This is a genomic window from Candidatus Methylomirabilota bacterium, assembly GCA_027293415.1.
GTDB lineage: Bacteria > Methylomirabilota > Methylomirabilia > Methylomirabilales > CSP1-5 > CSP1-5.
This window is the reverse complement of the sequence record JAPUFX010000053.1, coordinates 20671-34197: the sequence shown is the minus strand read 5'-3', so window position 1 is coordinate 34197 and position 13527 is coordinate 20671. Positions and strand designations below refer to the sequence as shown.

Below are 13527 nucleotides of genomic sequence, written 5' to 3'. Positions count from 1 at the left end.
CGGGTAGGCAAGCACCATCATTTCACGGTCGTGATCCTGGCCTCCCCCTCCTTCCTTAGGACCTCGATCCCGACGTCGTGGTCGTGACGGCGCAGCACGAGGTCGAGGGAGGCCTCGTTCATTCGCAGCTGCTTTATCTCCACCGTCTGCAGGAACGGAGGCAGCACCGGATGGGAGAAGCGAATCTCTTGTTCCGCAGCGTTAAATGAGAGTCCGAGGCAGGCTTGGAGGAGAAGAAACACGGAGCTGGCCGCCCACGATTGGGGCGCACAGGCCACAGGGTACGGGGTGGGGCCCTCCCCGGGGCGGCGAGGAAATCCGCAGAAGAGTTCAGGCAACCGATGGAGATCCGTAAAGAGACTGGAGTCGAAGAGCCCCGTAACAATCCGGAAAAGCGGGTCGGTAAGTCCGTACCGTGCCAGTCCGAAGGCAATCAGGGCATTATCATGGGGCCAGACTGAGCCGTTGTGGTAGGACATGGGATTGTAACGGGCCTCGGATGCAGCCACTGTCCGGACGCCCCATCCACTGAAGGAATCGTGGTGAAGCAAGGTCTCAGCTACTCGCCGGGCTCGCTCTGGGGCTACGATTCCCGAAAAGAGACATTGTCCGGCGTTTGAAGATTTAACCCGACAGGGGCGTTTGTCGCCGTCGAGCGCCAGAGCATACGTCCCAAGATCCTCACACCAGAAGGCCTCTTCGAACCGTTCTTGGAGGGTTCGGGCTTCATGTTGGAGCCTCACAGCCAGTTCGGCCTTGCCGAGACGATCGGCCAGTGCGGCGGCGGCCGTCTTGGCAGCATACACGTACGCCTGTACCTCGCAGGGGGCGATGGCGCCCTCTGCGAGGGTGCCGTCAGCGTGGAATACGGCGTCGTCGGAGTCCTTCCACCCTTGATGGATCAACCCGTGGGCAGACCGTCGGCTGTACTCCACGAAGCCGTCTCCGTCCATGTCGCCCCAGCGGTCAATCCATTCAAGCGCCATTTCGATGGAAGGCCAGAGTTCTTCAATGAAAGGCATCTCTCCAGTTCGGTCGTAGTACGCTCCCGCCAGAAACACAAACAGGGGGGTGGCATCGACACTGCCGTAGTAGCGCCCGAAGGGAATCTCGCCAAGCGTGGCCATCTCTCCCCGCCGAATCTCATGGACGATCTTACCGGGTTCAGCATCGCTCTCAGGCAAGGCCTCTTTTGCCTGGGTGGAGGCGAGAAAGGCCAGCACTCCGCGTGCAATATCGGGATCCAACCAGAGAAGCTCTAAGGCAGTGATGAGCGCATCCCGACCAAAGGGGGTCGAGAACCAGGGGATCCCGGCATAGGGGAAGGGCCCCTTGTCCGTGTAGGTGACCATCATGTGGACATCCGCCAGCGAACGGTTCACGAGGTCGTTGAACTGCTCGTTAGATGTGTAAATGCTAGAGGTCCGGGATGCGGCCTGTTGCAAGGCCTTCGCCGTCATGGCAGCCGCTTGATCGTAGGTCCAGATTGCTGGCCCGGGGGGCTCGGCTTCGCAAGAGACGGTGAGAAAAACCGTCGTCTCGCTGTGGGGGCCCATTCGGATTTTCCAGGCAACCTCGGAGTCGGCAAGGCTCGTCGGTTCTGGAGAGAACTGCACACGGGTCCGGCGGACAACCCCATCGAGGCCTCGATAGCCCAAGACGAGACGCGAGTCTTCCACCTCGGCGGGCAGGAGGGTGCCCCGCTGTGCCCGCTTGACCCCGCGCACCTCGAAGATGTCGGCAAAGTCGGCTGCGAGTCGGACGGTGATGGAGATCTCCACAGGATGGTGGGCATAGTTGTGTAATCGGAAGCGCTCGTAGCAGCAACCCTGCCAGAGCAGCTTCGAGCGAAACAGGTGCAGGGTGTCTCGGAGCAGGGCTATCCGCCCGTCAAGTGAAATGTCCGGGTTGGTGAGGTCTACGGTCAGGAGGGCGTTATCCTCCCGCACAGTGGAGCTCAACAGCAGTGGGCGTTGGTCATCCAGCCGCACTTCCAGGCGGCTCAGGAACCGCGTCCCCTCGTGGTACAGCCCTTGTTCCCCTAGGCCGGTCGCCTGGATATCGCCGAAGCGGTCGAAAACGGCGAAGGTTTCCCCCTCTTTCAAGACCCGTGTCCGATCGTCCGCGAGGGATGAGGTCGCCAGAATGTAAAACTCGTCTCTGATGCGAATGACGTCTTTCACGGGCACTAGATCCGTTCTAGGCGGCGAGCTTTTGCGGCCGCCCCAGCAGCCGCTCATAGATGGCCACGTATCCTTGCACCATCTGTGCCACCGTAAACCGTTTTTCAAAGGCCTGTCGACAACGCTTGCGGTCGAGACTCTTGACCTCCTGCACCGCTCTGACTGCCTCCTCCACCGTATCGCAGATAAACCCTGTGACACCCTCCTCCATCACTTCAGGAACAGATCCCCGGCGTCGCGCAATGACGGGCGTGCCACAGGCCATGGCCTCGATCATCACCAACCCGAAGGGTTCCGGCCAGTCAATGGAAAAGAGAAGTGTGTACGCGTTTCCCAGAAACGCATCCTTCTCCGCCTCTCCGATCTCCCCGACGTACTCGATCAACGGGTGATCGAGCAGCGGCCGGATGATGTCTGCGAAGTACTCTTGGTCCACTTTGTCCACCTTGGCCGCGATCTTGAGTTCCATCCCCGTCCGCTTGGCAATTTCGATGGCGGTATCGACCCGTTTCTCCGGGCAGATACGGCCAAGGAAGGCCAGGTACTTCCCGGGTTCCTCCTGGAAGGAATACATGTTCGCCGGAAGCCCGTGGTAGACCGTCCCCTGCCAATTGAGGCGGGGCAGGGGTTCGCGCTGGGCATCGGAGATGGACACGACGGGCATCTCGGAGAATTCCCGGAACAGAGGAAGCAGGTCTAGGATATCGAGCCGCCCGTGCAAGGTAGTCACGACCGATGTTCTCTCACGCCTGGCCAGGGGGAAGTGCAGATAATCGTGATGGAAATGTATGATGTCAAAGCGGGACGAGTTGCGAAATACGTTCTCGATTTCAATCACGTGATAGGCCAGCTGATCCATGCAGGACTTGTCCAAACGGAGGGAGCGATGACACGGCGCAACAAGACGCGCCGTGGTCACCGAATCCCCGCTGGCGAAGAGGGTCACGTCGTGGCCCTGCCGAACGAACTCTTCCGTCAGGTACGAAACCACCCGCTCGGTACCTCCGTAGCGTTTGGGGGGAACACTTTCATACAGCGGAGCGACCTGTGCAATTCTCACCGGATCCTCACCTCCATGCAAATTAAGCAGTTAGAGCAACAGCTTTCATCCTGACGTTATATTATACTCCATTCTCTCCGCTGCGCCATAGCCTTGCATGAGGGGTGCGGTTTCGTCTCTTCTGGTAAGAGCGGGAGGAACACCTCTTTCGAGCGCCGGACGATGTTTCACAATTCACTTCAAGAATGATGCCATTTTTCAAGGATCATCTGAGCGTTCCTTCGAGGATGCATGAGACAAAAAAGGGGGGACAGATGCCCCCCCCCTTTGCCACCCTGAACGACGATCACAGATCGGATCGAAATTTGATAGCCCCGCACTTCTCGCAACGCAGCGCGGTCCTGCCTCGGCCATTTTCTCCAACGTATTGGACCCAAGTCATTTTGGTTCCGTCGGCCGAGCAGGAATATTCCCGGGTGTCGCCATTGTTTACCACCCGGGAGGCCAGCTTAGCCATCTTGCGGTCTCCCTTGGCCATACAGTGATCTCACCCCCTTCCTGGTTGAAGACACAAGGGCGAAAATTAAAGAGTTGTCAGGGGAATGTCAAGAGGAATTTTGGAGGAAGGGGATTTTCACAGGTGACGGAGGGAGTGGACGACCGCCTCGAGGTGAGCAGGGGTGGTGCCACAGCAGCCCCCGAGGATCCCCAGGTTTGAAGCCGGACTCCTCACACCCCTCAGCATGTGCGGAAAATCCCGCTCACCCTCACCTCAAGATTGCCCCATCGCGCATCAGGCGGGTCGTCCGATGATCATTCGGGCCGGGTCGATCTCTTCACGCAGAACCCTCAGCTCCTCTTGTGTTGGCGGTTCCACAATTTCTACCTTCTCTGCCACCATGGGCTGAAAACTCATCCCCCGGATCACTTGATCCTTGGCAATTCCCCGCAACGCGCCGAGGAGAAGCATGTGCTTTGTCTCCTCGTCAAAGCCGAAGACGGCTTGCGACGTGACGACACGATAGGGTCCGGTGCCCCGTGGGAGACCGGCCCTTTCCCTGGCCCTGGGACCTGTCAGGTACCCCGGGGAGGTCATAAAGTCGAGGCGCTGCACGAAACGGCGCGGCTCATGTTTCAAAACGACGATGGTCTTCCAGCAGAGGGAGGCAACTTCGTTTCCCCCTCCGCTTCCAGGGAACCGTCGTCCGGGCCGATCGTAGGTTCCGCCCAAGAGGGTCGAATTCACATTGCCGTATGCATCCACTTGGAGGGCACCGATCATTCCGTAATCCAGGTATCCCGTTGCGGCGTACGAGAAGGCCCAGTTCATGTTGGTCCATTGGAGAGACCGGTATATGTTGGATGGCCCCCCCATGGTCCCTCGGACAAAGGGGGTCAAAGACTGAGGGCCGATCGCCCCAAACTCGAAGACCTGGACCAAATTTGGCGCATAGAGCTTCTCGGCCAACAGAGCAACCACCTGAGGAATCCCCCACCCGACAAATACCGTCTTTCGGTCTTCGAGCAGGCGCGCGGCCGCGCAGATCATGAGCTCCGTATCGGTGAATCCAGCAACGTTATCCATCTTCTCCCTACAGGGTCACCCCCCGGGCGTGTCCAGTCGTGGGCTATCCATATCCTTCTTTAATCGATGCCCGGCAGACCATATCAGTCAGGCGTTTCCATCCTACCCTTCGGCCCAAAAACTCGGCGTGATTCCCGACGCTATACACACACGAATCAAGGTACCCTCGCATGTGGTCCTCGGTCTCGATCTCGTTCAAGTGCTGGATATGCTCGACGTCCAGCTCGTACCTGCCGGGTACCCCACCCGGGTACGCCCCAAAAGGGAGATGCACGACCGCACTCACAAGAAAGTACGGAATAGTCGTCTTCGCCGGCTCTTTCCGAAACTCGAGGGGCTCAATAATCTCCTCGGCAGAAACGATGACCTTTTTCGAGGCCATGGCTCCCTCCAAGGCAAAGAGGTTGGTTCCGAAGATCCGGGCGTTTCCGTACACATCCGCTTGATGGACATGGACGAGGAAGACATCTGGGTTCAGCGCCGGGACCAGGCAGACGGCATCGCCGCCAAAAGGATCTTCCACCACCTTCGCCCCCGATTGGAGGAATGTGTCTGTTCCCAAGAGGTTCCGCATCGGCATGAAGGGGATGCCTCTGGCTCCGGCGAGCATCCGAAAGGCCAACGCCCCGTTGGTCCATTCAAAGACCTGGACTCTCCCTTCCACCACGGCCCGTCCGATGTAATTGCCATATCCCAAGAATCCCACGTCGATGCGGTCGACGCACCCAGCCCCGACCAGCAGGGACGAATCGTGCAGAGTAAACTCGGCGCAGATCCAGAGGTTCCGCTTGTGTTGCCGGATAATTTCCCGAACGAGGGCCTGGGGACCTCGGGTAAGGGAGGAAAAATCGTAGGCGACATAGTCCCCGTCCGCGACACATCGGGAGACGGCCTCGTCCTCCGTCACCAACTTTTCCACCGGCTCCCGACTCTTATGAACCTGCACCCACTCTCGAAAATCGTCGGGGTGTACCCAACGACACAAGCCTCCCCCTGAGGCGAGCACCCTCATCGGCACACCATTCCGCTGCAAGCATGAAATTGGCCGGGGTATCGATATGTTCCGGGAGGTGCGGAAATGACCGTTATGGACTGGGGGATACCACGAGGCATGGGTCAGAGACCCGCCTTCCCGAGGAGCTCTTCCACCGCCGAATACGGATCGAGATCACGATCTGCAATCCGCTCGATCGTTTCCTCGAAGCTTCCATTGGCGATGGCCTGCTCCAGGAGACGCCGGGTCACCCGCTCCTGGAGGAGCTCCAGAAAGAGAGCCCGACTCCGTTCCCGCTGACGCGTCTGCCGAAACCCTTCTCGATCTAGATGTGCCTGACGGGCAAGAATTCCCTGGGCCAGTTCCGCGATTCCCTGCCCTTGGGGAGCCACTGTCTTGAATATGGGAGGGCTTCCTTCTGAGCGCTCCGGGCCGAGAGCCAGCATGGCTTGGAGCTCTGTCACGGTCTTATTCGCACCTTCACGGTCTGCCTTGTTGACGACGAAGATATCCGCAATCTCCAAGATTCCAGCTTTGATGGCCTGAATATCATCTCCAAGACCCGGAACAGACACAACAATGGAGAGGTGTGCCGTCTTCACCACCTCGACTTCATCCTGTCCCACGCCTACTGTTTCAACAAGAATGATCTCCTTTCCCGCCGCATCCAGCACATTCACCACATCGTAGGTGGCCTTGGCCAGGCCTCCGAGGTGCCCTCGGGTGGCCATACTCCTGATGAAGACCCCGGCGTCCAGACTGTGTTGCTGCATCCGGATGCGATCAGCCAGGATCGCTCCCCCTGTAAACGGGCTGGTGGGGTCCACGGCAACAATCCCTACGGTCTTCCCACCCCGCCGGAACTCCTGGGTGAGCTGATCGGTGAGGGTACTCTTGCCACAGCCCGGAGGACCGGTGATCCCCACGATCAACCCCTGGCCTGTGAAGGCATAGAGCTGTTTCAAAGCCAGTGTTGCGTCTGGCGAATAATTCTCGATCAGCGACATCAGGCGGGCCATCGCCCGAACATCCCCTTGCCGCACCCTCTCAACGATCTCCACTTTTCATCCTGATGCGCTGCTCACGGTTCCCAATGTGCAGATAGCTCGCGCATATCCATTCTCACATATTTCAAGTAGATACAATTATATCCTTCAGAGTTCGCATTATATTCATAAACCGTTCTAAAAAGCCATTTCACGAGGTTTCATGATGGCGAGCCGAGAGGAGGCTCATGCTTCATGTCTTTCTGGGCCGCACATGGTTCCGGACGAAGTCAATAGCGACCGACGTTGGAGTCCCTGGGGTAAAGACTTCAGTGATCCCTGCCTCCTTCAACTTGGGGATATCGTCGTCCGGAATCGTTCCACCGCCGAATACCACCACGTCGTCCACCCCACGCTCCCGAAGAAGCTTTACGACGTGCGGGAACAGGTACATATGGGCTCCCGAAAGGCAGGAAAGACCGATGGCATCGACGTCCTCCTGGATCGCGGCACTCACAATCATTTCCGGTGTCTGCCGAAGCCCGGTATAGATTACTTCGAACCCGGCGTCTCGAAAGGCCCGAGCGATCACCTTGGCCCCGCGGTCATGGCCATCAAGCCCCGGCTTCGCAACCAACACACGAGTCTTCCGCTCCTCACCCATCATTGCCCTCACGCGTTTCGTACTTCACCTCTTGACAAAGCGCCCCAAACCCTGGATCACGCCCCCAGAATTCCTGGTCATTTGCTACCCCTGAACGATACTCTACCTGTAGCTCTGGCTCCTTTGACTCGCTTCCGAAAAGTGTGCCCCCCATGCTCTTGCCCCTATCGCGAACACAACCGACAATTTCTGTTTCGGTAGGCCGATCTTCCTGTTCGAAAAGGATCAATTGTGGCTCAAGTCTCCCGGCCACCCAGAGATCGAACCGGACCCCGTATGTCTTGCTCATAGTGTCACCTTCGCTCCCTTGACCGTTCTCATGAAACCCATTTCCGCCGAAGAACGTAGTGTCAATGATACCGCAGTCGCCGACGGGATCAAAGGATGGCCGGCTCAACGTATTCCCCCCATGCTTCCCGGAAGACCCCCATGATCTCTCCTAAGGTCGCGTAGGCCCGGACCGCATCCAGGATCTTCGGCATAAGAAGGTTTCGAGCCCAAGGATCGCTCCCATCACTTGCCCTTCGGAGAGCATCCAACGTTTGCTCGACCCGCCCGTAGTCCCTCTGTTTTTTCAAATGGTGAATCTTTTCTACCTGCCGATGGGCTGCCTCGTCCGGGTCGATCTGGAGTAGCGGGATCGGTCCGTCCGCCTCGGCGACGAATCGGTTTACCCCGACCACCACCTGCTCCCCTGCCTCGACCCCCTGCTGGTACCGATAGGAGGCGTCGGCGATCTCCTGCTGCGGGAAGCCCTTCTCAATCGCCCTGACCATCCCCCCCAGGTTGTCGATCTTTTGAATGTAGTCCCAGGCCGCTTCCTCCATCTCCCGAGTCAGGGTCTCGATAAAATAAGACCCCCCCACGGGGTCGATCGTTTGGGTTACTCCGGTTTCGTGGGCGATGATCTGCTGCGTCCGCAGAGCGATCGTAGCTGCCTTTTCCGTCGGAAGCGCCAGCGTTTCATCCAAGGCGTTGGTGTGGAGCGACTGCGCTCCACCCAGGACCGCGGCCAGGGCCTGAATCGCAACTCGCACGACGTTATTATAGGGTTGCTGGGCGGTCAGGGCGCATCCCGCCGTCTGTGCATGGGTTCGGAGCAGCCAGGATCGCGGATCCTTGGCGCCGTACCGCTCTCGCAACAATCTCGCCCAAATGCGCCTCGCGGCGCGAAACTTGGCAATTTCTTCAAAGAAATCATTGTGGACGTTAAAGAAGAAAGACAGCCGCGGTGCGAAGGCATCCACGTCGAGGCCCGCCTCCATGGTTGCTTCGACATATGCCATGCCGTCTGCCAAGGTAAAGGCCAGCTCCTGGATAGCCGTTGAACCTGCCTCCCGAATATGATACCCGCTGATGCTAACCGGATGCCACCGAGGGAGACACCGGGCCCCGAAGAGAATAGTATCTACCACAAGGCGCATAGAGGACCCGAGGGGGAAAACGTATTCCTTCTGCGCGGTAAATTCTTTGAGAATATCATTCTGGGTCGTTCCACCGATTCGGTCATAAGGTACACCCTGTTTCTCGCAGACAGCGATATACATTGCCCAGAGAATCGCTGCAGGCGAGTTGATGGTCATCGAGGTGGTCACGTCTCCCAGAGGAATGCCCTCGAAGAGCGTCTCCATATCTGCCAGGGTGTCAATCGCCACCCCGCACTTCCCCACCTCTCCTCGTGACATCGGATGGTCGGAGTCGTACCCCATCAGCGTCGGCAGATCAAAGGCCACCGACAGACCTGTCTGTGCCTGTTCCAAGAGATACTTGAATCGTTGATTCGTCTCCTCGGCGGTGCCATAGCCAGCAAACATCCGCATGGTCCAGACCCTGCCGCGATACATCGTGGGATAGACGCCGCGGGTGAACGGATACAGGCCCGAGAAACCGAGCTCCCGGATATAGTCGAAATCAGTGAGGTCGCAAGGCGTATAAAGCCGTCGCACGGGGTGCCCAGAGACCGTGTTGAACTCCTGCGCTCGCTCGGGTGACTTCTCCAACGCGGGATGGAGTGTCTCCTCCTCCCATGTCTTTGCCGCCCCCTCGATCTGCTTTAATTTATCCTTAGGCATCGTCGGATCTCATTCTCGACCATATCAATCTGCGATGTCCGCACCTGGGGGTGACAGTCAGTGATCAACGACTTTCGCAATCTCCTCCGGAACCGGGCCCGGGAAGAGTTCCGGATGCACAAGATGAGCCAGGATCTCTAGACCCTCCACCAGACGTGGTCCCGATCGGCTGTAATAAGCATGGCCGTCCACGGCAATCACCCTTCCCTTCTGAACGGCCGGCAGACCCTCCCAGCCTGGAAGCCTCGTGAGGAGATGGATCTCCTCAAGGACCCGATCCACAGCAAACCCGCAAGGCATGAGGACGAGGATCTCGGGGACAGAGGCGAGGATGTGTTCCCACGCAATCCGTCGGGCAGGAGTGCCCAGATTCCCCAGCGGCTCCTTCCCCCCGGCCAGGTCTACCATCTCGGGGATCCAGTGTCCAGAGGCCATTAGCGGGTCAAGCCACTCCAGGCACACGACCGTGGGCCGAGGGGTTGTCTTCGCGGTCCGGGTCACAACAGTTTCGATTCTTTTCTGTAATGACCTGACAACGTCCTCCGCCTCCCTGAGGCGCCCGGTGGCCTCCCCTACCCGTTCGACATCCTTGAGTACATCTCCGAGAGACTTAGGATCTAGCGAAAGGACCTCCGGTTTCCGCGAAAGTTTCGTTACCGCCTCCAGCACATCTTGGTAGGGGGCGGCACAGACGTCGCAAAGCTCCTGGGTCAGGATAAGGTCAGGATCAGCCGCTTGTAGCGCCTCAAGATCGATTTGATAGATCCTTTCTCCCCGCTCCAGTGCATCCCGGACACGTCCATCGATCTCTTGGCTACTGAGCCCAAAACCTTCAAAAGCAAGTCTGATGATCTTTCGCTTGTCGAGGGCAGCGAGAGGGAAGTCGCACTCATGGCTCACCCCCGTGAGCTGATCTCCCAGCCCCAACAGATATACAATCTCTGTCGCACTGGGCAACAAAGACACGACACGCATTGCCCCACCTCGGGTGGGAGTTCACGGTTCAGCCTTCATGGTTCAGGGATGAACGCCGCTTAATGTCGAGTTGGTGGTTCTGAACCCTGAACTCTCAACTCTGAACCGTCATAGTGCGCGGGCCACCAGCTCAGCCAGATCGTAGGCTTTCACCGTCTGACTCTTCCCGCGCACGGTGATTCCGTCGGTCATCATCGTCAGACAAAAGGGGCAGGCGGTCGCCACGACGGACGCCCCGGTCGTCAAGAACTCATCTGTTCTCTCGAGGTTCATGCGTTTGCCAATCCGCTCCTCGACCCACATCAATCCCCCGCCGGCACCACAGCAAAACCCCTTCTCTCGACACCTGGGCATCTCGACCTGATGAAAGCCCGGAAAATAACCAATCACTTCCCGGGGATCATCGTAGATCCCATTGTGGCGCCCCAGGTAACAGGGATCATGAAAGCTCACGGTCCCGCTGAATCGCTTTTGGATGGCCAAGTGCCCATCCCGCAGGAGCTGGGCCAGGAATTGGCTGTGATGGACCACCTCGAATTCCCCACCAAACTGGGGATACTCGTGCTTCAGCGTGTTGAAGCAGTGTGGACAGGCGGTCACAATTTTTTTCACTTGGTACCGGTTCAAGGTCGTAATGTTTTCCTGGGCCAGGAGTTGAAAAAGATACTCATTGCCGATCCGCCTGGCCGGATCTCCCGTGCAGCGCTCTTCATTGCCCAGGATAGCGAACTCCACCCCAGCCGCTTCCAGTACCTGCACCATGGCCCGACTTACCTGTTGGCCGCGTTCATCAAAAGCGCCCGCGCAGCCGACCCAGTACAGGAGATCTACTTCCTTGAGTTTCGCCGCTTCGGGGATCCGGAGTCCCTTGGCCCAATCGGCCCGACCGGCACTCACTCCTTTATACGGATGCCCTCGAGTCTCCAGGCTCCTGAGTGCCTCCTGCATCTGCTCTGGAAACCTCGCCTCTTCCATCACGAGGTGACGGCGCATGTCCAGAATCTTGGGAATGGGCTCGATATAGACGGGACAGGCTTCATGGCACGCCCCGCACGTGGTACAGGCCCAGAGAACATCCTCGGTGATCACCTCGCCGACCATTCGCCGGGTCTCGTCGCCGCGGTGTACTTTGGTCAAATGGTCCCGAAGATCGAGGATCACCCCTTTGGGGGTCAGGGGTTTCCCAGTGGTCCATGCAGGACAGACATCCTGGCATCGCCCGCACTCGGTGCACGCGTACAGATCCAAGAGCGCCTTCTTCGTGAAGTCCCTGATGGTCGAGGCCCCCAGCCGTTCTTCCTCCACCGCCAATGGGCTGAGCACGCCTGAGGGTTGCGGGTTACGGAGAAAGACGTTGACCGGGGCCGTCAACAGATGAAACACGCCCGTATACGGAATGGCAGCGATGAAGCCAAAGGAGAGTGCAGCGTGCACCCACCAAAGGACCTGATGAAACGCTTCCGCATACCCCGCCCCGACTCCGCGGAAGAGAAGCGCCGAAACCCACCCTCCGGGCGACCAGGGACCCCATGGGTCGCCGGTTGCTGCGATCCGGAGCCCTTCCACAAGGAATCCGGTCAACAGGACACCCAAGAAAAGAATAAGGAGCCAGCCGAAACGATCGGGCCCCCGGGGCTCCATCAGGCGGGCTGGAGGGCGAACGAATCGCCGGATGATAGCCATCAGCGTTCCAAGGACGGCCGCGAGGCCGAAGAGATCGACAGTGAATGACATGAAATAGAGATAGAAGGAACCCTGGAGGACCGGGAGACCAAAGTAATCCTGGAAAGCAACCAAGGTGGTGGCGATGAGGAGGACGAGAAATCCCCAGGAGAGGGTGAGATGCATGAGGCCAGCGTATTTCTCCTGGGCGATCCGCCGCTGCAAGAGGCCTTGGTTGGTGAGCGCCTTGAGGCGCGCTTTCAGCTCACCGAGCCGCACCTCTCCCTTGCCGAGTAGGAGGGCGCCCCAGGCTTTGTAGCAACCGTACAGGAAGATGGCGAGAAAAGGCAGGAAGAGGATATAGAGCAACAGGTGCTCTGAAATGTTCCAGTAGATTTCCCTGGCCGGCACCTGGTCCATGCCTCATCCTCCCACGAGTTCTCGACACTTGGCAATCAAGGGAGGAAGGATTGCCTTGTAGTCACCCACGATTCCGAGGTGAGCAACCTTAAAGATAGAGGCCTCTGGATCTGTGTTGATGGCGACAATGGTCTTGGCGCCACTGATCCCGGCCACATGTTGGGTAGCCCCAGAAATCCCAACAGCAATATACAGGTCCGGGCTGACCGTCTTTCCTGTCTGCCCCACCTGCATTGAGGAGGGAACCCATCCGGCATCGGTGGCAGCCCGTGACGACCCCACCGCTCCCTTGAGAACACGGGCAAGCTCCACCAACAAGTCGAATCCCTCGGGGCCTCCGAGCCCCCGGCCACCAGAGATCACCACCTGGGCGTCCTCGAGTTTCACACCTGTGGTCTCCTCCTGGACACGTTCCACCAACCGGGTTCGTGCCTGCGCACCGTCGAGGGGAGCCTCTACCGGGATCTCGGTTCCTGTCCTGTCGCCCGCTCGGGCAGCCGGATCAAAGGTCCGAGGCTTCAGTGTTGCGACCACGGGAAAGGCCTTCGGAACGATAGCGGCTATGGCCTTGCCTCCATAGGTCTGGCGAGTAAAGCGCAGACTTTTTTCTGAAGCGTGTACGTCGATATCTATCACTTCTGTGACAATTCCTGTCTGGAGGCGGAAGGCCAGGCGACCGGCGAGGTCTCGCCCCAAGGAATCCCCAGGCAGGAGGATGACCCGGGGTTCAGCCGTCCGGCCGATCCGTTCCAGGGCCAGCAAATGTAAATCAGCCTGGTATTCTTTCAGCAGGGGATGATCGACCCGATAGACAGTTTCCACCCCATAGGCGTACAAGAGAGCCGCATCCCCCTGGCCCAGAAGGCCGGCAGTGACAGGCTCCTCCAGCCCCGCAGCGATTTTTTGGGCACCGCCCAAGAGTTCGAGGGTTGAACGGGAGGGAACTCCATTCTCCACTTTGGCAAACACAAAGATTCCGCCCATGG

Annotated in this window: 11 protein-coding genes; all 11 read right to left on the bottom strand. The window is 58.6% G+C overall.

The window, feature by feature from the left end:
• Positions 1–17: 17 nt before the first annotated feature.
• The 11 genes from O6929_03820 to O6929_03770 all read right to left on the bottom strand — a co-directional run bounded on the left by O6929_03820 (position 18) and on the right by O6929_03770 (position 13525).
• Positions 18–2183 carry an amylo-alpha-1,6-glucosidase gene (locus O6929_03820; protein ID MCZ6479524.1) on the bottom strand — a complete coding sequence of 722 codons (2166 nt, stop codon included), beginning with the start codon at positions 2181–2183 and terminating at the stop codon, positions 18–20.
• Positions 2184–2199: 16 nt separating this feature from the next.
• Entirely contained in the window at positions 2200–3243 is a 1044-nt protein-coding gene (locus O6929_03815) for a glycosyltransferase family 4 protein (GenBank protein ID MCZ6479523.1), read from the bottom strand.
• Between the two features lie 733 nt (positions 3244–3976).
• The gene (locus O6929_03810) at positions 3977–4768 is read right to left on the bottom strand and encodes an acyl CoA--acetate/3-ketoacid CoA transferase subunit beta (protein MCZ6479522.1); all 792 of its coding nucleotides are present in this window, start codon (positions 4766–4768) and stop codon (positions 3977–3979) included.
• Positions 4769–4811: 43 nt separating this feature from the next.
• Entirely contained in the window at positions 4812–5714 is a 903-nt protein-coding gene (locus O6929_03805; GenBank protein MCZ6479521.1) for a CoA transferase subunit A, read from the bottom strand.
• A gap of 170 nt (positions 5715–5884) precedes the next feature.
• A complete protein-coding gene (gene meaB / locus O6929_03800) occupies positions 5885–6823 on the bottom strand; it encodes a methylmalonyl Co-A mutase-associated GTPase MeaB (GenBank protein MCZ6479520.1) in 939 nt (312 codons plus the stop codon).
• Positions 6824–7001: 178 nt separating this feature from the next.
• Positions 7002–7412, bottom strand: coding sequence for a cobalamin B12-binding domain-containing protein (locus O6929_03795; GenBank protein MCZ6479519.1), 411 nt, complete (start codon positions 7410–7412; stop codon positions 7002–7004).
• Positions 7405–7701 (bottom strand): hypothetical protein, encoded by a 297-nt coding sequence (locus O6929_03790; GenBank protein MCZ6479518.1) that lies wholly within the window; start codon positions 7699–7701, stop codon positions 7405–7407. The genes O6929_03795 and O6929_03790 overlap by 8 nt, the downstream gene beginning before the upstream one ends.
• A gap of 88 nt (positions 7702–7789) precedes the next feature.
• Positions 7790–9484, bottom strand: coding sequence for a methylmalonyl-CoA mutase family protein (locus O6929_03785; GenBank protein ID MCZ6479517.1), 1695 nt, complete (start codon positions 9482–9484; stop codon positions 7790–7792).
• Between the two features lie 57 nt (positions 9485–9541).
• A complete protein-coding gene (locus O6929_03780; protein MCZ6479516.1) occupies positions 9542–10459 on the bottom strand; it encodes a cobalamin-binding protein in 918 nt (305 codons plus the stop codon).
• Between the two features lie 108 nt (positions 10460–10567).
• Complete coding sequence (locus O6929_03775; GenBank protein MCZ6479515.1) at positions 10568–12541, bottom strand: (Fe-S)-binding protein; 1974 nt, start codon at positions 12539–12541, stop codon at positions 10568–10570.
• 3 nt (positions 12542–12544) lie between these two features.
• Complete coding sequence (locus O6929_03770; GenBank protein MCZ6479514.1) at positions 12545–13525, bottom strand: electron transfer flavoprotein subunit alpha/FixB family protein; 981 nt, start codon at positions 13523–13525, stop codon at positions 12545–12547.
• Positions 13526–13527: the final 2 nt, after the last annotated feature.

Excerpts from the sequence above, each read along its gene's own strand:
- O6929_03770 (MCZ6479514.1), bottom strand. The coding sequence starts at position 13,525 with ATGGGCGGAATCTTTGTGTTTGCCAAAGTGGAGAATGGAGTTCCCTCC.
- O6929_03780 (MCZ6479516.1), bottom strand. The coding sequence starts at position 10,459 with ATGCGTGTCGTGTCTTTGTTGCCCAGTGCGACAGAGATTGTATATCTG.
- O6929_03795 (MCZ6479519.1), bottom strand. The coding sequence starts at position 7,412 with ATGGGTGAGGAGCGGAAGACTCGTGTGTTGGTTGCGAAGCCGGGGCTT.
- O6929_03785 (MCZ6479517.1), bottom strand. The coding sequence starts at position 9,484 with ATGCCTAAGGATAAATTAAAGCAGATCGAGGGGGCGGCAAAGACATGG.
- O6929_03775 (MCZ6479515.1), bottom strand. The coding sequence starts at position 12,541 with ATGGACCAGGTGCCGGCCAGGGAAATCTACTGGAACATTTCAGAGCAC.
- O6929_03790 (MCZ6479518.1), bottom strand. The coding sequence starts at position 7,701 with ATGAGCAAGACATACGGGGTCCGGTTCGATCTCTGGGTGGCCGGGAGA.
- O6929_03810 (MCZ6479522.1), bottom strand. The coding sequence starts at position 4,768 with ATGGATAACGTTGCTGGATTCACCGATACGGAGCTCATGATCTGCGCG.